General features: G+C 57.8%; 18 protein-coding genes. 8 read left to right on the top strand and 10 right to left on the bottom strand.

Annotated elements, in window-relative coordinates:
* The first annotated feature begins 49 nt into the window (after positions 1-49).
* Positions 50-847, top strand: coding sequence for a FadR/GntR family transcriptional regulator (locus GPL81_RS20695; RefSeq protein WP_160108239.1), 798 nt, complete (start codon positions 50-52; stop codon positions 845-847).
* A 3-nt stretch (positions 848-850) separates the two neighbouring features.
* Here GPL81_RS20695 and GPL81_RS20690 read toward each other — a convergent pair whose 3' ends face one another.
* The 4 genes from GPL81_RS20690 to GPL81_RS20675 all read right to left on the bottom strand — a co-directional run bounded on the left by GPL81_RS20690 (position 851) and on the right by GPL81_RS20675 (position 4,933).
* Entirely contained in the window at positions 851-1,702 is an 852-nt protein-coding gene (locus tag GPL81_RS20690; protein ID WP_246218961.1) for a cache domain-containing protein, read from the bottom strand.
* 174 nt (positions 1,703-1,876) lie between these two features.
* Positions 1,877-2,629: an enoyl-CoA hydratase-related protein gene (locus tag GPL81_RS20685; protein WP_160108237.1), complete on the bottom strand. Its 753-nt coding sequence runs from the start codon at positions 2,627-2,629 to the stop codon at positions 1,877-1,879.
* An 8-nt stretch (positions 2,630-2,637) separates the two neighbouring features.
* Complete coding sequence (locus GPL81_RS20680) at positions 2,638-3,819, bottom strand: acyl-CoA dehydrogenase family protein (RefSeq protein ID WP_160108236.1); 1,182 nt, start codon at positions 3,817-3,819, stop codon at positions 2,638-2,640.
* Between the two features lie 10 nt (positions 3,820-3,829).
* A complete protein-coding gene (locus GPL81_RS20675) occupies positions 3,830-4,933 on the bottom strand; it encodes an acyl-CoA dehydrogenase family protein (protein ID WP_160108235.1) in 1,104 nt (367 codons plus the stop codon).
* Between the two features lie 209 nt (positions 4,934-5,142).
* Here GPL81_RS20675 and GPL81_RS20670 point away from each other — a divergent pair, with 209 nt between their 5' ends.
* Complete coding sequence (locus GPL81_RS20670) at positions 5,143-6,027, top strand: FadR/GntR family transcriptional regulator (RefSeq protein WP_246218956.1); 885 nt, start codon at positions 5,143-5,145, stop codon at positions 6,025-6,027.
* 110 nt (positions 6,028-6,137) lie between these two features.
* Here GPL81_RS20670 and GPL81_RS20665 read toward each other — a convergent pair whose 3' ends face one another.
* From GPL81_RS20665 to GPL81_RS20640, 6 genes are all read right to left on the bottom strand, one after another.
* Positions 6,138-6,860, bottom strand: coding sequence for a 2-phosphosulfolactate phosphatase (locus GPL81_RS20665; RefSeq protein WP_160108234.1), 723 nt, complete (start codon positions 6,858-6,860; stop codon positions 6,138-6,140).
* Positions 6,861-6,977: 117 nt separating this feature from the next.
* Positions 6,978-7,958, bottom strand: coding sequence for an NAD(P)H-dependent flavin oxidoreductase (locus GPL81_RS20660; protein ID WP_246218955.1), 981 nt, complete (start codon positions 7,956-7,958; stop codon positions 6,978-6,980).
* 60 nt (positions 7,959-8,018) lie between these two features.
* A complete protein-coding gene (locus tag GPL81_RS20655) occupies positions 8,019-9,212 on the bottom strand; it encodes an alpha-hydroxy acid oxidase (RefSeq protein WP_160108232.1) in 1,194 nt (397 codons plus the stop codon).
* Positions 9,197-9,973 carry an SDR family NAD(P)-dependent oxidoreductase gene (locus GPL81_RS20650; protein ID WP_246218954.1) on the bottom strand — a complete coding sequence of 259 codons (777 nt, stop codon included), beginning with the start codon at positions 9,971-9,973 and terminating at the stop codon, positions 9,197-9,199. Before GPL81_RS20650 ends, GPL81_RS20655 begins: the two co-directional genes overlap by 16 nt.
* A 22-nt stretch (positions 9,974-9,995) precedes the next feature.
* Positions 9,996-11,384, bottom strand: coding sequence for an FAD-binding oxidoreductase (locus GPL81_RS20645; protein ID WP_160108230.1), 1,389 nt, complete (start codon positions 11,382-11,384; stop codon positions 9,996-9,998).
* The gene (locus GPL81_RS20640; protein WP_160108229.1) at positions 11,384-12,637 is read right to left on the bottom strand and encodes an amidohydrolase family protein; all 1,254 of its coding nucleotides are present in this window, start codon (positions 12,635-12,637) and stop codon (positions 11,384-11,386) included. Before GPL81_RS20640 ends, GPL81_RS20645 begins: the two co-directional genes overlap by 1 nt.
* A gap of 193 nt (positions 12,638-12,830) precedes the next feature.
* Between GPL81_RS20640 and GPL81_RS20635 the strand changes: the two genes are divergently transcribed.
* The 6 genes from GPL81_RS20635 to GPL81_RS20610 all read left to right on the top strand — a co-directional run bounded on the left by GPL81_RS20635 (position 12,831) and on the right by GPL81_RS20610 (position 20,613).
* On the top strand, positions 12,831-13,541 hold the full coding sequence (locus tag GPL81_RS20635) for a TetR/AcrR family transcriptional regulator (protein ID WP_160108228.1): 711 nt from the start codon (positions 12,831-12,833) through the stop codon (positions 13,539-13,541).
* A gap of 123 nt (positions 13,542-13,664) precedes the next feature.
* On the top strand, positions 13,665-14,873 hold the full coding sequence (locus GPL81_RS20630; protein ID WP_160108227.1) for an acetyl-CoA C-acetyltransferase: 1,209 nt from the start codon (positions 13,665-13,667) through the stop codon (positions 14,871-14,873).
* 30 nt (positions 14,874-14,903) lie between these two features.
* A complete protein-coding gene (locus tag GPL81_RS20625; protein WP_160108226.1) occupies positions 14,904-17,060 on the top strand; it encodes a 3-hydroxyacyl-CoA dehydrogenase NAD-binding domain-containing protein in 2,157 nt (718 codons plus the stop codon).
* A gap of 2 nt (positions 17,061-17,062) precedes the next feature.
* Complete coding sequence (locus GPL81_RS20620) at positions 17,063-18,181, top strand: acyl-CoA dehydrogenase family protein (RefSeq protein ID WP_160108225.1); 1,119 nt, start codon at positions 17,063-17,065, stop codon at positions 18,179-18,181.
* Positions 18,181-19,362 (top strand): acyl-CoA dehydrogenase family protein, encoded by a 1,182-nt coding sequence (locus tag GPL81_RS20615; RefSeq protein ID WP_160108224.1) that lies wholly within the window; start codon positions 18,181-18,183, stop codon positions 19,360-19,362. The genes GPL81_RS20620 and GPL81_RS20615 overlap by 1 nt, the downstream gene beginning before the upstream one ends.
* A 165-nt stretch (positions 19,363-19,527) precedes the next feature.
* Positions 19,528-20,613, top strand: coding sequence for an amidohydrolase family protein (locus tag GPL81_RS20610; protein ID WP_160108223.1), 1,086 nt, complete (start codon positions 19,528-19,530; stop codon positions 20,611-20,613).
* The last annotated feature ends 24 nt before the right edge of the window (positions 20,614-20,637 follow it).

Genomic DNA, 20,637 nt, shown 5'->3' with positions numbered 1-20,637 from the left:
CGGTCGGCAGCTATCATTCGTGGATGCCCATGACCTCTAGGATTCAAGCATGACCATTGCAGCAACGATCGCTCTTTCTTCCAGCACCCGGAAACAACCGCTGCAGATTCCAAAAGCTCCGCAGATCGTCGCGTCACGCCTCAAGAAACTGATCGTAACCGGGCAGCTCAAGGAGGGCGATCTTTTGCCCGCCGAAAGTAAGTTGATGGAAGAGTTCGGCGTTTCTCGCCCGACTATTCGTGAGGCTTACCGAATCCTTGAGGCTGAGCGTCTGGTTACTGTTTCCCGTGGGGCAAAGGGCGGAGCAGTGATCCATGCTCCAGATCCAGGGCTAATCTCCAGCTATGCGCTTATGGTGTTGCAATGTGAAGGAACACGGGTATCTGAGGTTTACCAGGCACGGTTGGCTGTCGAACCAGCTGCAGTGCGTATGATAGCCAAGAATGCCAAGAAGACTGCCCCGGCTCTTTTGCGTGAGTCTCTGGAGAAGGAGCGCGCTGTTGTCGCGGATGCAACTGCTTTCGCTCAGGCCATTGCTGAGTTTCACAGCCTGGTGGTTGAGTTATCCGGTAACCGACCGCTGATGCATCTCTGGGGCGCGATTCATGAAGTAGTTGTGCAACACCAGGCGTTGGCGGTGTCGGCGTATCGGCGTACAACCCAGGCCGAGGAAATCATTGCCAATGCTGCCATGGGTCTTCGGTCTCAGGAAAAACTGATCAAACTGATTGAGGCCGGCGACGAGGATGGGGCTGAGCTGCACTGGCGCAAGCATATGCAGGCGGCCTACAAGACTTGGATCGCCGGTTATGAAGAAACCACAATCGCCGAGATCATGCAGGACTGACATTCAACGAGCTGCGTTTTGCGCGGGTGCATAATAGCCGACAGCTATTAGGTAATGGCCGCTGTGCTGTATCAGTGTGTTTTTTGGCTCAGACTTGCCAGTAACCGGATTGCGCCAACTATAACTGATCCGAGTCTTTGTCTTGCCGTCGATGGCCTTGAGCATCTCTTGGCCGATCGGCTGGCCGTTCGCTGTTTGAAGGCGGCGAATGTCAGTGTCGACCAGGCGCTGGTTGTAGCCATGAGCGACCATCTTCAGCGTGTCGGTGTCGACTACGAATACATAAAGATCATCACGATTGAATGCTTTATCCAGTTGGTTGATGCGTTTGATAGTCGTCGCTGGGTCTTCACTCATGGCGTTGGTTGCGTCGTCGAGCAGGGCCTGGGCCGCTTGTGGGCTGGAGCGTGGCAAGTAGTAGCCGACGGCGAATATCTTGTTGTCGACCCGCTGATACCAGACCCTCTTGCGCTCGATCTTGCCATCATGAGGGTTTAGCCAGCGGTATTCGTCGCTGTGCATCTGGCCGTTATCTGGTTGGAGCAAGGCGCGATCGAAAACGGGTTTGCGATCTTCGTCCAGCATCGGTCGCACATCTCGACCAATGTAGATCGCTGACAAACCGCCACTGGCCAGCATGATGCCGCGATTGTCTATCACATATACATACTGCTCATCGCGGGTGAATTCACCCTGACGACTGAACTGCGCCAATGCTGCTTCGCCTCTTTCACGATAGCGACCCACAGCTTTCTCAAGCAGAGCTCGAGCTTGATCGGATTGCTGGGTATAGCCGACGTCCTCGCTGGCTGTTTGGGCATACGCCGGCTGCAGCAAGGCAATTCCGAGGGTCATGGCGGTCAAGCGTAGAAGTCTTTTCATTAGTGAAGAGCGACCTGCCAGAGAGAGTAATTGACCGATCAAGAATAGGGGCCCTTAAACTGGTATTATGATTTTAATCATATGTAGGTATTTAGCAAGCGGCCATTGAACAAGACCATGAGATTTCATGGCCTTGCACTGGTGCGATTACTTGCGCTTTTCCAGCATGCCCCGCAGGGCAGCTTTTGCCTCTTCGCTTTGCAGGCGTGCGATGAACTGTAGATTTTCCTCGCGTACCACTGCTTTCAAAGACTCCAACGATGGAGCTTTCAGTAGGCGTTTACTCACCTGTAATGAAGCCAGAGAAGCCTTTGCAAAGCGTTCGGCCTGGGCGTTGGCAGCGGCGAGGCACTGTACAGGGGTATCGAACAGATGTGTGCATAGCCCCCAGTCCAGTGCTGTTCGCGCATCCAGGCTCTCACCGGCGAGAATCAGTTGAGCTGCTCGGCCGTGCCCCAGACGTTGCGGGAAGAGCAGGCTGGCACCGAACTCCTGACAAAGTCCGAGTTTGATGAAAGGTGTGGCGAATTGGCAGTCGACGCTAGTGAACACAAGATCACAGTGAGGCAGCAAGGTCGTGCCAATGCCAATGGCTGCCCCGCAGACGGCAGCGATCAGTGGCTTGTCCAGATCAATGACTGCATTCATAAAGTGAAAGGCTGGAGCATCAAGACTGTCCGGCGGCGATTGCATGAAGTCCTTCAAGTCGTTGCCGCTGGTGAAACAATGCTCGCCGCCGCTGATGACCACCGCTTTTATACTGTCGTCCGCCTGCGCCGTTCGCATCAAATCTGCGAGGTCGTCGTACATTTGCAATGTCAGGGCGTTGTATTTTTCCGGTCGCTGCAAAGTGATGCCCAGCCAGCCGTCATGCTGCTGTACTTCGATGAATTCAGGCATGGAGCATCCTAGCGGCATTGGGAGAAGGGAATGTTTTTATCCACCCGGATTTCTCCTGGCATGCCCAGAACCCGTTCTGCAATCTGGTTTCGCAGGATCTCATCAGTGCCACCGGCGATACGCAATGCAGCGGCCCATTCATACCCATGCTGGAACTTGTCGCCTTCGGCTTGCAGTCCAGGCAGGCCAGTGACATCCAGGGCCATGGCACTGAGTTCCTGCAAAGTATTGGCGTATACCAGTTTGCTCATGGCGGCAATCGGCCCTGGGGTTTCCCCCTTGGACAGTGAGGTCAACAGACGGAAACGGAAGTAGCGCAGGCCCATCTCCTGGGTCAGCAATTGAGCCATCTTGAAACGATCCAGACTGGCGCCGGTTGAACGATCCTGTGCACGCTCGATTAGTTCCAATACGTTGGGTAGTGCCTGGCTCTCTCCACCGACATTGACCCGTTCATTCATCAGCGTGGTCATCGCGCATTTCCAGCCGTCACCGACTGCGCCAACCCGATAGCGATCGGGGATACGCAAGTCAGTGAGGAACACTTCATTGAATTCCGAAACGCCGGAAACCTGTTGGATTGGCCGCACCTCAACGCCGACGCTGCGCATGTCCACGACAAAGAAGGTCAGACCTTTGTGTTTGGTTGCCTCGGGATCTGTGCGCGCCAGCAGGATGCCCCAGTCAGCGACATGCGCCCAGGAAGTCCAGACCTTCTGGCCATTGATGACCCAGTCGTCACCGTCCTTGACTGCACGGGTACGCACGTTGGCCAAGTCCGAACCAGCCGAAGGTTCCGAAAAAAGCTGGCACCACAGAAGTTCGCCACGCAAGGTTGGCTGGGTGAATTGCTCGATCTGTTCAGGGGTGCCATGGGTGCGCAACGTTGGCACTGCCAATTGGGTGCCAATGGTGACGAATGGGCCGACGGGAACATCGTGTCGGGATTCTTCGTCTTGAAAGATGACTTCTTGCATTGGCGTCCCGTCGAGGCCACCTTCGGCTTTTGGCCAGCGGATAGCGGCGTAGCCTTCGCGAGCCTTTTTCGCTTGCCAGGCTTTGGCCTTGGCAATGAAAGTATCCACGTCGGCGTCGTCGTTAGGGCTCATGAAACCCTTGGCGTGGGTATCGAGCCAAGTGCGGACCTGCCCGCGGAATTCGGCTTCGGAAGTCGAGTCATTGAAATCCATGGGGGGCTCCTTAGCGAATCTGCAATTGTTTGAGCGAGGTTTCAGTCAGCAACTGGTCGACCCAGGCACCGGGTTGGCCGAGGATCACCGCCAGCAGGCGTGAGCGCTTGTAAAAGAAATGACAATCCGCTTCCCAGGTGTAGCCGATACCACCATGCAAGTGCAGGCATTCGCGAGCGGCGTACTCAAAGGCGTTGGTGGCGCTCAAACGGCAGGCGGCGGCGGCAAGGCTGCGATCGGCAACTTCACCGGCATGCATGGCCCATGCGCCAAAATAAGCATTGGAGCGGGCCAGCTCGATCTTCACTGCCATATCTGCCAGCTTGTGCTTGACTGCCTGGTAGCTACCGATAGGGCGGCCAAAGGTATGCCGCTCAAGGGCGTAGTCGCGGGCCAATGTACAAGCAGCATCTGCGCCTCCGATCTGTTCGAAGGCGGTAAGAATTGCATCCTGATCTACTACTTCGCGCATGGCGGTTCGTGCCGCTTCGCCTTCCGCCAATACCAGGTAGGGGGTGTTTTCCAGTTCCAGCACTGCGTAGGGTACGACATCGTCCAGGCTGCGGGCTGGATGGTGGCGAACCGGATGCTGTTCAAGATCGATTAAGACCAATGCTGGCTGGCCGGCGAGCAGAGCCGGCAGGATCGCTGCATGGGCGTGGGCAGCGTAGGCCAATGGCTCACAGCTACCTGTGACAACACCACCATCAACGTGCAGGCTGACGCTCTCCCAGGCCAGCGTTGGCTGGACAGCAATGATCGCTTCGCCAGTGGCAATTCGCTCCAGCCAGCTTGTGGCTTCTGGCAACTCGCTACGCTTAAGCAATTCGGCGCCTAGGAAGACAGTGCCGTGAAATGGCACGGGCGCCAGGCTGCGGCCGAACTCTTCGGCCAGGACGCACAGTTCCAGGGCTCCCAGGCCCAAGCCCCCTTGCTCCTCTGGAATGGCTACCGCCAACCAGCCAAGTTCAGCCACTTGTCGCCACAGGTCGTGGTCCAGGAGTGTGCCATTCGCGATTCGCTCACGCAGGGCATGGAAAGTACTCGCTTCGCTCAAAAAACGGCGGGCTTGCTCGCGCAGCATCCGCTGCTCATCTGAAAAATCAAAGTTCATGATGGTCCCTGGCTAGGATCGGCTGTATATGTATTAATCATATACATGTATTTTTATGATTGTCTAGGATGCCTGCAGCCTATTGCTCGATGTTGCCAGAAATTCTGAAAATCGGGGAATTGTCTGTTGAATAGAGAGTCGGCCATAAAGTCAGGATCAACTCCTTAAATAAGATGTGTTACATTTAGATCATAGCTATGATTAGTATCATGGCGTTGATCCGCTGGCGGCCTGCGTGGTTGTGTGGGTTCGTGTGGTTCCATTTCAATTTGCAGGACGCTTATATGACCGAGATGAAAGAATTACAGCTGCGAGCCAGCCGCGGCGTCGAACGCCGGCAGGTGCTGCACATACCCAAGGCGCCGCAAATTGTTGCCGCCCGGATTAAAAAGCAGATTGTGCGAGGTGAACTGAAGGAGGGTGATACTTTGCAGGCCGAAGGCCGGTTGATGGAGGAGTTCGGGGTATCCCGACCCACCATTCGCGAGGCGTTTCGCATTCTGGAGGCCGAGCACCTCATCACGGTCGCCCGTGGTGCCAAGGGTGGCGCGATCGTGCATGCGCCCGATCCGCAGCTGATAGCCAGTTATGCGTTGATGGTGCTGCAGTTCGAAGGCACGACAGTGTCCGAGGTTTATCAGGCACGGATGGCGTTTGAGCCTTCGGCGGTGCGATTCGTCGTCGAGAATGCAGCGCAGCAGGCCCCGGCGCTATTGCGCGAAGTGCTTGATCAGCAACGCAAATGCTTCGAAGACACGGTGGTGTTCGCCGCTGAGGTTGCGCGCTTTCACCGCTTGCTGGTGGAGCTGTCGGCCAACAAACCGCTGATCCACCTTTGGGGGGCCATGCACGAAGTGATCGAGCGCCACCAGGCAGCAGTGGTTGCAGTGCAGCGTCGCAATGTAACGCTTGAAGGTGCGCGCCTGGCAGCGGTGGCGGGGCTCAAATCCCAGGATAAATTGATCCAGCTGATCGAGGCGCGCGAGACGGATCTGGCTGAGGCTCATTGGCGCAAGCACATGGTCCGCGCCAACAAGGTCTGGGTCACCGGCTATGAGCATATGCTGATCTCTGAACTGTTCCATGAGTTCTGAGGTAGCAAGGCGAGCCTGAGTATGGTTTGCCTGCAACCTGACCCTTACAGGCAGTTGCAGGCCAGACTATCTCTTGAGCAGTACCGGATCGGCTTCACTGACCGGTGATATTACGCCACCTGAAGGCTTACACCTTTGAATTTGGGTACAAGGTCGATGCAGCCCAGGCGTGCCGAATAGCTTATTTCCTCATCCATCTCCGTCAATGCCAGCACCTTGCCTAGTTGGCTCTGACGCAAGCAGTGCTCTGGGGAGTCATACTGACGATACACCGCCAATGCAATCTGGCAGGTGTCGGTGAGTTGCCAATGGTCAGAACACTGAGCGCTGAGTTGTTCGATCAGGTAACCGGCCAGATACAGGTCCTCCAGGTTCACCCGCCCTGCAGACCCGGAGCAGATCAGTACCAGGGTCTGGTCTTTGTGCTGTTGCAGCTGATTTACGACGGCTGGAGCGTTGAGAAGGGCAGCAACGTAAACATGTGCGGCGCTGTCAGCCTGCCGCAGGGCAACGGTGCCATTGGTCGTGGCATAGACCAGGCTTCGCCCCCGTAGAGACTGGCGTGACAGTGCCAGAGGGGTATAGGCGCTGAAGCCTGCGATACTGTGCAGGTGCTGTTCGCCGGAGAGAATGTAGCTGTCTTTAACGAAGTTTCGAACCGTCTCCAGTGCCATTTGCCGGTTTAGCACCGGGTAAACATCAGCAGCTCCCTGGTTAAGAGCAGTAACGATGCTGGAAGTGGCGAACAGCACATCAATGACCACCGCCACCTTGTCGTGGAGGAAGCTCGGGTCCAGGTCTTCCTTGCGCAAGATCACATTTATTTTTGCCATTGTGCAGTTTCCTCGCGGCCAAACTGGCGCACCCAGATACTGGTTGGCAGGACCTGGGTGCGTGATCAAAACCACTTCCAGATGTCGCCCTGAAAGTGCGGGGGGCTCGTCCTTCAGTCAGGCAAAATAGCCCTGGGCGCGGCCGAGGTGTTCTTTGCACTCCTTGATCATGCGTTCAAGCAACACGGCGCAGGATGGAATGTCGTCGATCAGGCCAATGACCATGCCGGCGGTAATGACTCCGCCGTCCACGTCGCCGGCTTCGAGGGCCGCTCTGCCACGAGCACCGGCTACCAACGGACGGATATCGGCAAACTCGCAGCCACCCGGGCGACGCTCGATGCCGACCACTTCCTCGGAAATACTGTTCTTGAACACCCGGGCACTATTGCGCAGTGAGCGGAAAATCAGGTTGGTGTCACGCTCAGTGGCATTGACCAAGGCATGCTTGATGTTCTCGTGCAACGGCGCCTCCTCTGTGCAGACGAAACGAGTACCCATGTTCACACCTTGGGCGCCCAGGGCGAGGGCTGCTGCCATGCCGCGACCATCGGCGATGCCGCCGGAGGCAATAACCGGGATCTTCAGTTTGCGGACGGCGGCCGGGATCAGTACCAGGCCGGGAATATCTTCCTCGCCGGGGTGACCAGCACATTCAAAACCGTCGATACTGATGGCATCGACGCCCAGGCGCTCTGCGGCCAGTGCATGGCGTACAGCTACGCATTTGTGGATGATTTTGATCCCGGCTTCCTTCAGGCGTGGCATGAACTCCACGGCCTGATTGCCAGCGGTTTCCACGATTTTCACACCACCTTCGATGATCGCCTCAATGTACTCGGCGTAAGGGGGCGGACTAATAGTCGGGAAGATGGTCATGTTGACGCCGAATGGCTTATCGGTCATTTGCCGGCAACGGGCAATTTCCTCGGCCAATGCTTGCGGGGTTGGTTGGGTCAGGCCGGTCAGGATGCCCAGGCCGCCGGCATTGGAAACAGCTGCGGCCAATTCAGCTCGACCGATCCATTGCATGCCACCCTGGATAATGGGATAGCGGATACCTAAAAGTTCTGTAATCTGCGTCTTCACGGCCTGCACCTGTTTAGTGGCTTAGTGGTCTGTGCAATCATAATAATCATATACACCATTATGTCGCAACTATGAGTTTATGGCGCTTGGCTCGGTGACCCAGCTTCGGTTCAGTTCGGTCACGCAGGAGCAGCCGATCTGAGCCATGGTGCGGGTGATGTCGCGGGTGTACAGGTCGCAGATTTTCTGCGCCCCCTCTATTCCGGCAGCCGCGCAGCCGTAAAGAAAACTACGCCCACTGAAAACGAAATCGGCCCCCAGAGCGAGGGCCTTGATTACGTCTTCGCCACTGCGCACGCCACTGTCGAAGAGCACTTTTGTGCAGTCACCGACCTCATCGACAATCGCTGGCAGGCAGTCCAATGCCGCAGGCGCCGACTCCAGTTGACGACCACCATGATTGGACACCCAGATCCCGTCGGCGCCTCGCTCGACACACTCTCGTGCATCGTCTGGATCCAGGATGCCCTTGATTACCAGGTAACCGGGCCAATCACGACGCAGCTCGTCCAGATCGCTCCAGCTCAAGTCCTGTTTGGTTTGCCGAGCCAGTGCTGCGAAGACCGGATTGCCACTGCCGGTGCCGATCAAGTGGCTGAGGTTTTCAAAGCTCAGGCGTCCTTGCCGAAACCAGTGCCATAACCAGATCGGGCGCTTAAGTGCCGCGGCTATTGTGCGAGGGGCCATACGAAACGTGGCGACCCCAAAGCCGTTGCGGGCATCGCGATTGCGGTTGGGGGCGCTGGGAAGGTCCGCAGTCACCACCAACACCTTTACCCCAGCTTCCCAGGCCTTGCGCAGCAGTTCGCGATTCAATGCAGGATCGTTGCGAGAATAGAGCTGAAACCAGGTTTGCGAGGGGGCGAGTGCCGCGAGTTTGTCCACGCTCAGGGTCGCCAGCGTGCTGTTGACCACAGGTATCCCGGTCTTCTCGGCGAGCAGGCCGAGATCATGGTCGGCGCTGGGCCAGACAAGTTGGTTCATTCCGGTGGGGGCAATACCGATAGGCCAGGCATAGGTCTGGTCGAAAAGCACGGTGGCTGTGCTCACCTTCTGTGCATTCAGACCACGTAGGTAGCGGGGCTTTAGCAGCACCTGCTCGAAGGCGCGCGCATTGCGTCGTACACCCGCGTCATCGCCGGCACCGCTGTCGAGATAATCAAACGCGAAGCCTGGAATTCGTTGACGGGCAAGCGCCACAAAGTCCGTGACTGTGACAGCTCTGTTCAGTGTCATTCGAGCCATGCTCACACCACCGGGCACATGCCGCCGTCGACGTTGATGACGCTGCCAGTGATGAAGGAGCCTGCATCACTGGCGAGGAAGCAGGCTAGATCGGCGAATTCCCGAGGTTGCCCGGCACGTTGCAGCGGGATGCCCAGGCTGACAGCCTTCGCTTGCATATATTGATCGTAGGATTGGCTACCGTCGCTGTTGGCATAGCCACGACGGAACTGATCACTTTCGATAATCCCGATGGCCAGGGCATTGATCAGTACGTTGTAGGGGGCACACTCTCCGGCGAGTGCCTTGGTCAGAGCCATGGTCGCCGCACGGCTGACGCAGGTCGGCGCGGTATTGGCACGAGGCGCCTTGGCGAACACGTTGATGCTGTTGAGAATGCGCCCCCAGCGTCGCTCCTTCATGCCCGGCAGGGCCAGGCGGCTGAAGCGGATGACCGGAAACAGCTTGAGGTCCAGGTCATGTTGCCACTGAGCATCGGTCAACGTCTCAAACTCACCGTGGGCATGTTCGCCGGCGTTGTTGAGCAAGATATCGACTTTGTCGAAGCGTGCCTGGACGGCGGCGAAGGTTGCTTCGATTTGCTCGGCATGAGTCACGTCGCAGGTAAACCCTGCAGCCTGGCCAGGCGCGAGTGCATTGAGTCGTTCGACTGCCGAATCCAGTTGCACTGAGTCACGTGCAATTATCGCAACTTGTGCCCCACTGCGGATGAAGCGCTCTGCACTTGCAAACCCCAATCCCTTGCTACCGCCGGTGATCAGGGCAACACGTCCGCTCATATCGATTTGCATAAGGAAATACTCAGGTTAGACGCCGGGTGTCTAACACTCGGCCGGGGTTGAGGATATTCAAGGGATCGAGGCTGCGTTTGAGCGCGTACATCAGCGACATTTCCTCGGTGTTGCGCGAGTAATGCAGGTGCGCGACCTTGCTCTGGCCGACACCGTGTTCGGCAGCCATGGAGCCACCCAAGGGCTTCAATGGCGGATAGAGCAGGGCGCAGAGTTGTTCGTAGGTCTGTTCCGGCATTTTTTCAGGGAAGCGCACGAATACATGCAGATTGCCGTCGGCGATATGGCCGAAAACCACCAGTTCGGCAGTCGGCCACTGGCCGGCAAGCCTTTGCTCGATGGTGTGCAGGTAATCTGACATTGCCGAGGGTGCCAGGCTGATGTCGAACACATGCCAGCTTGGCGCAGTCATGATCCACAACACCCGCTCACGTACCTCCCACAACGCATTGCGCTGAGCCTGGGAGCTGGCCAGTACGGCATCGACTGCCCATTCGTGCTCCAACGCCTGCTGCATAGTGATCTCGAAGTGCTCGCTGTCACGCAGAGAGTCAGCGCCGCTGGTCTCAACCAATACATAGAAAGGCTGATCAGCGGGCAGTGGTGCGACATGGCCTTGGATCGCGCCGCAATAGAAACCCTTCCACATCACCTCAAAGCTCGTCAGGCTGCCGGGAAAGTTGCGCTGGCAATGGGCAAGCAGGTCGGTGACGTGGTCGAAGCCGGGTAATGCCAGCAATGCAGTATTCTGGCTGACAGGGAGCGGCCGCAAACGTAGTACCGCGCGGGTGACAATACCCAGGGTGCCCTCGCTACCGATGAAAAGCTGCTTGAGGTCGTAGCCTGCATTGTTTTTGAGCATGCGATTTATCGATGACAAGACGGTGCCATCGGCCAACACCACTTCGAGTCCAAGCACTTGCTCGCGAGTCATGCCGTAGCGCAGCACCTGACTGCCGCCGGCATTGGTGGCAATGTTCCCGCCCAGGGTTGCCGAGCCGCGCCCGCCATAGTCGACGCCATAACCCAAACCCAGAGCCTGTAGTCGTTCATGCAGCGTTTGCAGTACACATCCAGCTTGCACCAGGGCAGTACTGGAGCGGGTATCGATTTGCTCGATGGCATTCAAGCGCTCTGTGGAAATCGCGACTTCATGGGGGTGGCTGAAACCACCACCGCCACCCAAACCTCCCAACACCGTGACGGGCTGGCCCGCTGAATGGCAGCGCTTGAGAATTGCACTGACTTGTTCGGTGCTGTTTGGGCGCAGCAGGCAGCGTACCTGCAGCGCCTGCCCTGGCCTGCTGGGCGCCACAATTCGCTGGGCGGCCTGATCGGCATTCAATATCGCCGAAGGTTCAAGCAAGTCAGCAAAATCATGGGCATACAGTCCGCTCATCAGACTTGCTCCGGAAGCGATAACAGGGCCGAGTCGGCGGCATGGTACAGCCCGTCCTTGAGGCAGAAGCTGGGTTGCAACAGACGTTCGGTAATAACTTGGTCGTCGGAGGTATCGGTCAATCGCCAGCGGCCGCGCAAATCGTCGAGTACCGTGATATCAGCCGCGGCACCGATGTTCAGCGTACCGACGCCGTCTTGCTCTCGCAGAAAGATCCGTGCCGGATTTGAGGTGGCCATGGGAATGACCTGCTCCAGTGGAACGCCAAAGGCCATCAACAGGTTCATGCCGGCCGCTACGCCAGGATGGCCATTGAATCGTCCGCGCCCACCGGTATCGATGTGGGGATCCTTGATTGCGGTGTTATAGGCATGGATATCGGCGCCCAGCGTCTGTGGCAGGAAGTCCTGCTCAAGACCTTGGCGGACCAAATTGAAATTGGTCGCCGCACCGTAACCCAGATCGATATGAATTCCGCTGGCGATAGCTTGGCGAACCAGCGAACGTACCGAGCCGTCGGCATTGAAAAATCCACCCAGGCGATCGGTATAGGCGTGGGCAAAAATATCGCCGGCACGCATGAACGGCAGTACGGTCTCCAGCACCTTTTCAGCCGGAAATTGCGCATGAACTTCCGCCGGTAAGCGCCACAGTTCGCCCATGTGTACGTACATCGGCACCCGGGCCTGATCGACGATGGTTCGAACCTTGCGAATCGAAGCCTCGCCGAATTTCATTAGGCTGGCTTGTTCGGCCCAGAACTTCATGCCCTTGGCCACCTGCGGGTTTGCTTCGAATGCCTTAAGCGTGGCTTCGACATCAATGGTGCCGGGGGTGAACTGGTCTGGGTAAGAAAAGCCACCAACACCTCCGGCTGCATAGGGCGCGAGGAATGCATGGACACGGTTGGCCTTGGCATTGACCACATACTCTACGAAACCGGGCAGGGTGGCAGCACTAACGCCGCCTTGCTCCACCAATGTCGTTACGCCGGACTGCACCCCCACCCAGTCGGCGTCCATGCCCAAGACACCAGTGATGTAACGAAATACATGAGCATGCGGGTCGATCATGCCGGGGATGACAAGCTTATGGCGGACGTCGATTACCTTGATGGCCTGGCTGGGGTCCAGATGCGCCTCTATGGCGACGATGCGACCGGCCTTTACGGCCAAGTCGTGAACACCGTCCAGTTGGTTGGTAGGATCGATTACTCGACCACCTTTAAGTATCAAGTCGTAGTTTTTGTCCATGCGGGACCCTCAGGCAGGCATCTGTTGTTTTTGTCTCCGGCGCCTTTTCATGATATTCATCTAGCTGATTAGCCCCTATCCGGATTTCACTCCTTCGAGAGGTGGGCTAATTGGCTGAAATATAAGAAATTTAAAAAATACTCAGCGCGCACCTCCGGGTTCTTTCCCGAAGCGTCGGCCAGAAGGCTTTGTCATGGGATACTTTCCTCGAAACCTCACCCCATCAGGCGACCCTATTCCGCCTGTCGCCCATCTGGCCGAGGCCGGTCAGGCCCTTGAACACTTCGGTCAGTTGCGCAAACGGCCACGTCAAGCGCGATCGGAAGCGCTCGTCATAGCGCTCAAGCAAGCTGCGCGACGTTTGCTGGAGCAAGAAGGGCGTCCTGCCCTGACCTTGCTCCGCTTGTCGGAATTTGCCGGTGTCGCGGCCAGTTCGATCTACGAATACTTCCCCAGCATGGACAGCCTGGTGGACCTGTTGTTTGCCGATTATTGCGATGAAACGGGTCGGCAGATGCAGGCCGATGTTTTCGAGCTGCCCCCCAATGCGTCACTGTTCGATGGTGTTTGTGTGATCACACGCCATGCATTGGCTCTGCGCCATCGCTTGCATTTGCTTGATCCTGAAACCAACAGCCGTCAGGTGCGCTATTACGAACAGCTGCGACTGTTGCCCAGGGAAGATAACTACATGCCGCCGCTGGATGGTTCGGCTCGGTTGCTCTTTGAGCGCTTCTGCGGGCACATCCGGGTTTTCGATCCTGAAAAGTCCCTCTATCTGTTTTGCCGCACCTTGCATCTGCTTGTGCGCTCCATTGCCATGGAACGCCCGCAGTATCTGGGCGACGAGAGTACTTTGCAGGAGGTGGCGCACATGCTTCACAGCCTGTTGTGCCAGTCATAAGCGCCAAAGCATCGGGTGATTGTCAGTGGTGGTTGTTTATCATATCAACCATATATATGATTGATATGAATATCGGCGCATTGTCTTGTGCTGGACGGGTTGAATCAGATTGGGAGAGAGACGGTGGTTGATGCCTATATATTTGATCATGTACGCACGCCTCGCGGCCGCGGTCGCGCCAATGGCGGATTGCACGCCGTGCCGTCAGTGGAGCTCGCCGCCCAGGTGCTGCGTGCGGTGCAACGGCGCAACCAGCTGGATACGCGTGAAGTAGAGGAGGTTGGGTTCGGCATCGTCACACCGTTTGGCGAGCAGGGTTCGAACCTGACTCGTCCGGCAATCCTGATGGCCGGCTACGACCAGACGGTGCCTGGCTTTCATGTCGATCGTGCTTGCTCCTCGGGCCTTGATGCGATCAACCTGGTGGCAGGTCAAGTAATGGCCGGTCAACTCGGCCTGGCTATTGGTGGCGGGGTCGAGTCCATGTCCAGAGTGCCGATGGGCTCTCAGGGCAGCGCATGGGCACGTGACCCGGCAGTGGCTTATGGCACTTACTTTGCGCCTCAAGGCATAGGTGCTGATCTGATCGCAACCCGTTCAGGATTTAGCCGTGCCGATGTTGACCGTTATGCGCTGCATAGTCAGGAACGCGCTGCCAGGGCTTGGAATGAAGGCCGGTTTACCGGCTCGGTGATCCCGGTAGTGGATGCGCTCGGTAGCACGCTGCTCAAGCGTGACGAACACCTGCGCCCTGAAACACGTGCCGAAGACCTTGCCGCACTTCAACCTGCGTTTGCACAGATGGGCACGCTGGGCGGCTATGACGCCATTGCGTTGCAGAAATACCCGGAAGTCTTCGAGATCGACCACGTGCACACTGCCGGTAACTCTTCGGGGATCGTCGACGGCGCCGCCGCAGTGCTGGTAGGCAGTCGCGAAGCGGGTGAGCGTCTGGGCCTCAAGCCACGGGCACGCATCCGCAGCTTTGCCTCCATTGGTTCTGACCCGACCATCATGCTCGATGGCCCGGCACCTGCTTCGTTGAGAGCCCTTAAACGCGCCGGTATGAGTGTGGCCGACATCGACCTGTTCGAACTCAATGAGGCCTTCGCATCGGTAGTACTCGAATACATGCGAGTACTGAACATTTCTCACGATCGGATCAACGTTAACGGTGGAGCAATCGCCCTGGGCCATCCGCTGGGCGCCACAGGCGCCATGTTAGTGGGCACTGCCCTGGACGAATTGGAGCGCAGCGGCGCCGGCACTGCGCTGGTCACCTTGTGCGTCGGCATCGGTATGGGCGCAGCGACGATCATCGAGCGCGTCTGAAGACCTCACTTCACGGAGCAGGGCATTTCCATGTTCGAAAGTATTCAGTATTGCCTGGATGACGCGGGTATCGCCGTGGTCACCCTGGATGTTCCTGGCCAATCGGCCAATACCATCACTACACAATTGCGCGATGAGCTGGCCGAAGTCGTCAACCGGGTAACCGGTGACACGAGCGTGCGCGGTGTGATCATCACCTCAGCGAAAAAAGATTTCGTCGCTGGCGGTGATCTTAAACAGATCGTTCGTGACCTGGCCCGCGATATATCGACAGAAGAAGCGTTTGCGATGGCCACGGCGTTTAGCCCGCTGCTGCGCAAGCTGGAAACCTGCGGCAAACCTTTCGTAGCTGCAATCAATGGATCGGCACTCGGGGGCGGCCTTGAAATTGCGCTGGCGTGCCAGCATCGTGTGGTAGTGGATAATCCCAAAATCCTGCTGGGGTTGCCGGAGGCAACGCTCGGTTTGATGCCCGGTGCCGGCGGCAGCCAGCGTCTGCCGCGTCTGATTGGCGTCGCACAAGCGTTGCCACTGATGCTCAAGGGCGCCCTGTTGGGTCCACAGGCGGCGCTGGAAAAAGGTGTCGTGCATCAAGTCGTTGCGCAAGACCAGCTTCTGGCAACTGCCAAAGCCTGGATCCTGGAACAGGGCGATGCCCAGCAGCCTTGGGACAGGAAAGGTTTCCAGGTCCCCGGTGGCGCCGGTTTCGCTGATGTCGAACTGGGTAACCTCTACAACCTGACCGCCACCCACATCGCTCGTGACACTGGCCGCAATCTGCCGGCCCCGATTGCCTTGCTTAATGCTGTGGCCCGCGGCACAGCGGTGCCTATTGATGCAGGCCTGCACATTGAGGCGTGTGAGTTCGCCAAGTTGGTCATGGACCCTACGGCGTGCAACATGGTGCGTACCCTGTTCGTCAACAAGGGCGAGCTGGAGAAACTCAGCCGTCGGCCGAAAGACATCGTCCCTGCCAGCTTGCGCAAGATAGGTGTCATAGGCGCGGGCTTGATGGGAGCAGGTATTGCCCACAGCTCTTCGATAGCGGGTCTTGAAGTGGTACTGCTCGATGCCAGTGCCGAGCAGGCTGCCAACGGTAAGCAGCGCCTGGCGAACGAGTTTGCCAAGCGCATTGCCAAAGGTCGCATGCAACAAGCGACTGCCGATGCGATTCTGCAGCGCATACAGACTACCGGTGACTACGCTGCACTGGGCGATTGCGACCTGGTGGTCGAGGCAGTATTCGAAGACCTCAAGGTGAAGGCGGAGGTGTTTGCTCAAGCGCAGGCGCATTTGCGCCCCGGAGCAATCCTGGCTTCCAATACCTCAACGTTGCCAATCAGCGACATGGCCCGGGATCTTTCGGCACCAACCGGTTTCATTGGCCTGCATTTCTTCTCACCGGTGGACCGCATGCCGCTGGTCGAAGTGGTGGTCGGTGAGCAGACCAGTGAACAAACTCTGGCGCATGCTCTTGATTACATCCGCCTGCTGCGCAAAACACCTATCGTAGTGAAAGATTCACGTGGTTTCTTCACCTCGCGTGTCATCGCCGCTTATTTGCAAGATGTGCTGGCAATGCTCGCGGCAGGTGTCAAGCCAGCGTTGATCGATAATGCGGCGAAATTGGCCGGTTTTCCCATGGGGCCGCTGTGCTTGATGGACGATATTGGTCTGGAGAACGGTTACAAGGCTGCCAAGGCTGAACGCAGTGCCTTGGGCGCACAGTGGAAACCGTCCCCGGGCTTTGCTGTACAGCAACGCTTTTGCGACGACCTTGGCCGAATCGGCCGCCGCGTTGGCAAGGGTTTCTACGACTATCCGGACGGAAAACGCGCCTTGTGGGCCGGACTTGCCGAGGTTTATCCGCCGCTCGCCGAGCAACCTTCAGTGGAGCAAATCAAGCAGCGCATGCTGTATTCGCAGGCACTGGAAGCTGCGCGCTGCATGGAGGAGGGCGTGATCGCCGATCCTGCCGAAGGCGATGTGGGCTCAATTTTGGGAATTGGTTTCCCAAGCTGGACCGGCGGCGTTTTCAGCTTGATTGATACAGTCGGTGCCGATGTGTTTGTCGAACGCTGCGATTATTTGAGCCAGATTGCTGGTGAGCACTTCCGACCATCGGCCTGGTTGCGTGAGCGTGCCATACGGGGCGAGCGTTTCTACCCACGTGGCAGTGGAGCCTGAACATGAATTTCGATTTTTCTGCCGATCAAGAGCAACTGCGCGACCAGGCCAGGCGTGTATTTGCCAACAGCCTGACCGGTGCCCGGTCGCTGCTGGAGTCCAATGTCACCCACGATCAGGCGCTGTGGCGCTCGATCGTTGAATTGGGCTGGCCTGCGGCGGGTATAGCCGAAGAAGACGGTGGCCTTGGTTTGTCGGCACTGGAGTGGTGTGTTCTGGCCGAAGAGGCTGGTCGCACCTTGGCGCCGATACCTTTTGCCAGCTCCGTGCAGCATGCCAGTATGGTTCTGCAGCAGGCCCTGGGGTGTGAAGGCTGTAGGTCACTGTTGGGTGCTTTGGCTGCAGGCGAGCTGATTGCTACTGTGGCCTTCACCGAGCGCGGCCAGCGCAGTTGGGTTGAAGTACCGACGGCTCGGGTAACGGCAGGGCGGCTGAGTGGTATCAAGGCCATGGTTGCCGATGCACCCTTGGCCGATGTGTTCATTGTATCGGCGCTCGATGAGCAGAATCAGCCTGGCTGGTGGCAAGTACGCGCCGGTGCTGAGGGCGTCAGCCTCGTAACAGTAGAGTCAATCGACCGAATTCGCCGGCATGCCGATATTCATTTTGCCAATGCGCTGGCAACACCTCTGGCAGCTGGGCAGGATTGGCGAGCCCTGAGTGAGCGGGCGCTGGACGCCAGTGCCGTGTTGACCGCGTTCGAGCAATTGGGCGCGGCGGAAGCCGCCTTGGCGATGACACTTGACTATGTCAAGACGCGCAAGGCTTTCAACCGTCCTGTCGGGGGTTATCAGGCGGTCAAGCATGCTTTGGCCGATGTGTACGTAAAAATTCAGTTGGCTCGCAGCCATTGCTATTACGGTGCCTGGGCCTTGACTCAAGCGCCCGATCAATTGCCGCGTGCCGCTGCCGGGGCGCGATTGGCCGCCAGTGATGTTCTTAATGTAGCCGCCGAGGCGGCCGTCGAGTTGTTTGGTGGCATTGGTTTTACCTGGGAAAGCGACACCCAACTGTTCTACCGACGCGCCCGACTGCTGGCCACTCAACTGGGTGGGCGAGCACTGTGGGCACAGCGATTGGTGGCGGCGTTGGCCCGCGAACAGCTAGAGGAGACGCACTGATGGATTTCCTGGATACCCCCGAACAAGCGCTTTACCGCGCCCGCGTGCGGCAGTGGCTGGGCGAGCAGGCACCGGCCTGCGAGGTGCATGCCGAGGAGGAGTTGTCGGAAGAACACTTCATGGCGCGTGCCCGTGCCTGGCAGGCGCTCAAATATGATGCCGGTTTCGTCGGCATCATGTGGCCCAAAGCTGTGGGAGGGCAGGGTTCATCACCGATCGAGCATGTGATCTTCCATCAGGAGGAAGAAGCCTTCAGTGTGCCCAATGTCCCGTTCGCCGTGGGCATTGGCATGTGTCTACCGACCTTGTTCACCCATGGTTCTGCCGAGGTGGTCGAGCGCTTTATGGCCCCGGGTATGCGCGGTGAGGAGATCTGGTGCCAGTTGTTCTCCGAGCCGGCGGCCGGTTCGGACCTGGCAGGTTTGCGCACTCGGGCCGTGCGTCACGACGATCATTGGGTGCTCAATGGCCAGAAAGTCTGGACATCCTACGCCCACGAGGCGGACTACGGCATCGTATTGGTGCGTACCGACCCCAGCCAGCCCAAGCACAAGGGCTTGACCATGTTCTATGTGGACATGCGCGCCCCGGGCATCGAGGTACGTCAGATCCGCACATTGCTCGGTGATGCTGAATTCAATGAGGTGTTTTTCACCGACGTGCGCATTCCTGACAGCCAGCGTTTGGGTGCAGTAGGCGACGGTTGGAAGGTCTCCCTGAGTACCCTGATGTTCGAACGTCTGGCCGTTGGCGGCAAGCCGGCCGGTGCGCCCGATGCCCGCGACCTGCTGGCACAAGGGTTGGTAGGTGCTGAGCAGGCTGAAGCGTTGGCAAGGTTCTATGTCGCCGATGAAGGTATCGCCCTGACTCGCTTGCGTTCGATGACTGCCGTATCACGCGGTGGTGTGCCGGGCCCCGAGGCCTCCATCAACAAGCTGGTGATGGCCAAGACACTGCAGGACATGAGTGGTTATGCCTTGGAGCAGCTTGGCGCGGACGGTTTGCGCGAGTTTGACGACCCGCGGGCACGCCGTTACAACTACTGGTACTTGTGGTCGGCCGGTCTGCGCATCGCTGGTGGTACCGACGAAATCCTGCGCAACATCATCGCTGAGCGCGTGCTTGGCCTACCGGCCGAGCTGCGCAACGACCGGGACACACCGTTCAACCAACTGAGCTGAGTGCGTTGAGGATGAGTGGGGCGTGGGTTGGAGCAGCTTAAAAGCAAACCTGAAAAGGCTATTTAAATATTAATCATCAATATGATTGCTGTGGCTTGCGGCACGCTTCTAGCTGCAGCATAATCAGCTTAATGATTGATATCAAAAATAAGAGGGAGAACCCCGATGGCCGGCCATTTCATCTTTAGCGCCGATTCACATGTGCTTGAACCCCACGACCTGTTTGTTCAAGGGCTGCCACCTTCCCTGCGACGCCATGCGATCCGGGCGGAAAAACAGGGCGACACCCTAATTACCCGTACCGACGATGAAGTGATTTTCAAGATGCGCCTGAATATCGCCGATATCGGGGGGAGCAAGCGTATCGGCCTGCATAACCTGGAAGGCCGTTTGCAGGATATGGAAAAGGATGGCATCGACGCTGAGATCTGCTTCCCCAGTCTCGGACTCTGGGCTTACGCGCTGAAAGATGCCGAAGCCGAATACGCCACCTGCCAGCTCTACAACGACTGGAATAATCAATTCTTTCAGGGCCATCTGGACCGTTTTGTGCGCTGCGCCATCCTGCCAGTTCGCGACCTCGCCAATGCTGTCGCCGAATTGAAACGGGTTGCGGCCAAGGGCTTTACCGCCGCCATGTTGCCTTCGGTAACCAGCACCGGCATCCCGCGCTATAACGATCCAGCCTGGGATCCGGTGTTCAAGACGGCAGGCGACTTGGGTGTGGTACTGGTGATGCATACCGGTACCGGTTTGGAAACGGTGATCCATGAGCGTGGACCGGGTGCAGCAGTCGTCAACTACACCCGCCAGATGAACGATGGTATCGAAGCTGTCACCTACCTGGTTGCCGGAGGCGTACTGGATCGCAACCCAAAAACCCAGGTGGCGGTGATCGAGTGCGGCGCCAGTTGGCTAGGTGCGTTGGCCGAGCGCATGGATGAAGTCTTTTTCGCTCACGCAGCGTTCGTTCAACCCAAGCTCTCGGTCAAACCCAGCGACATTATCCGCCGTCAGGTCAAGGCTTCGTTCCAGCATGATCGTGCTTGCATCGCTGCCCGTGCGGTAACGGGCACTGGCGCGTTGATGTGGGCTTCTGACTATCCCCACGCGGAGGGTACTTTCCCTGATTCGCGAAACATTATCGCTTCGCTGTTCGATGGCATTGAGATAAGCGAGCAAGAAAAAGCCGATATCCTCGGCGGCAATGCGGCGCGACTGTTCCGCCTGGCACGACCGGAGTTTCAGTAACCCGGCGCCTGGCCAACGATAGCT

The organism is Pseudomonas izuensis, assembly GCF_009861505.1.
Lineage (GTDB): Bacteria > Pseudomonadota > Gammaproteobacteria > Pseudomonadales > Pseudomonadaceae > Aquipseudomonas > Aquipseudomonas izuensis.
This window is presented reverse-complemented; position numbering and strand designations above follow the sequence as displayed.

What these genes read in the sequence shown, in the direction of transcription:
- GPL81_RS20695 (WP_160108239.1), top strand. Translation starts at nt 50, where the DNA reads ATGACCATTGCAGCAACGATCGCTCTTTCTTCCAGCACCCGGAAACAA.
- GPL81_RS20690 (WP_246218961.1), bottom strand. Translation starts at nt 1,702, where the DNA reads ATGACCCTCGGAATTGCCTTGCTGCAGCCGGCGTATGCCCAAACAGCC.
- GPL81_RS20685 (WP_160108237.1), bottom strand. Translation starts at nt 2,629, where the DNA reads ATGCCTGAATTCATCGAAGTACAGCAGCATGACGGCTGGCTGGGCATC.
- GPL81_RS20680 (WP_160108236.1), bottom strand. Translation starts at nt 3,819, where the DNA reads ATGGATTTCAATGACTCGACTTCCGAAGCCGAATTCCGCGGGCAGGTC.
- GPL81_RS20675 (WP_160108235.1), bottom strand. Translation starts at nt 4,933, where the DNA reads ATGAACTTTGATTTTTCAGATGAGCAGCGGATGCTGCGCGAGCAAGCC.
- GPL81_RS20670 (WP_246218956.1), top strand. Translation starts at nt 5,143, where the DNA reads ATGGCGTTGATCCGCTGGCGGCCTGCGTGGTTGTGTGGGTTCGTGTGG.
- GPL81_RS20665 (WP_160108234.1), bottom strand. Translation starts at nt 6,860, where the DNA reads ATGGCAAAAATAAATGTGATCTTGCGCAAGGAAGACCTGGACCCGAGC.
- GPL81_RS20650 (WP_246218954.1), bottom strand. Translation starts at nt 9,973, where the DNA reads ATGAGCGGACGTGTTGCCCTGATCACCGGCGGTAGCAAGGGATTGGGG.
- GPL81_RS20645 (WP_160108230.1), bottom strand. Translation starts at nt 11,384, where the DNA reads ATGAGCGGACTGTATGCCCATGATTTTGCTGACTTGCTTGAACCTTCG.
- GPL81_RS20640 (WP_160108229.1), bottom strand. Translation starts at nt 12,637, where the DNA reads ATGGACAAAAACTACGACTTGATACTTAAAGGTGGTCGAGTAATCGAT.
- GPL81_RS20635 (WP_160108228.1), top strand. Translation starts at nt 12,831, where the DNA reads ATGGGATACTTTCCTCGAAACCTCACCCCATCAGGCGACCCTATTCCG.
- GPL81_RS20625 (WP_160108226.1), top strand. Translation starts at nt 14,904, where the DNA reads ATGTTCGAAAGTATTCAGTATTGCCTGGATGACGCGGGTATCGCCGTG.
- GPL81_RS20620 (WP_160108225.1), top strand. Translation starts at nt 17,063, where the DNA reads ATGAATTTCGATTTTTCTGCCGATCAAGAGCAACTGCGCGACCAGGCC.
- GPL81_RS20615 (WP_160108224.1), top strand. Translation starts at nt 18,181, where the DNA reads ATGGATTTCCTGGATACCCCCGAACAAGCGCTTTACCGCGCCCGCGTG.
- GPL81_RS20610 (WP_160108223.1), top strand. Translation starts at nt 19,528, where the DNA reads ATGGCCGGCCATTTCATCTTTAGCGCCGATTCACATGTGCTTGAACCC.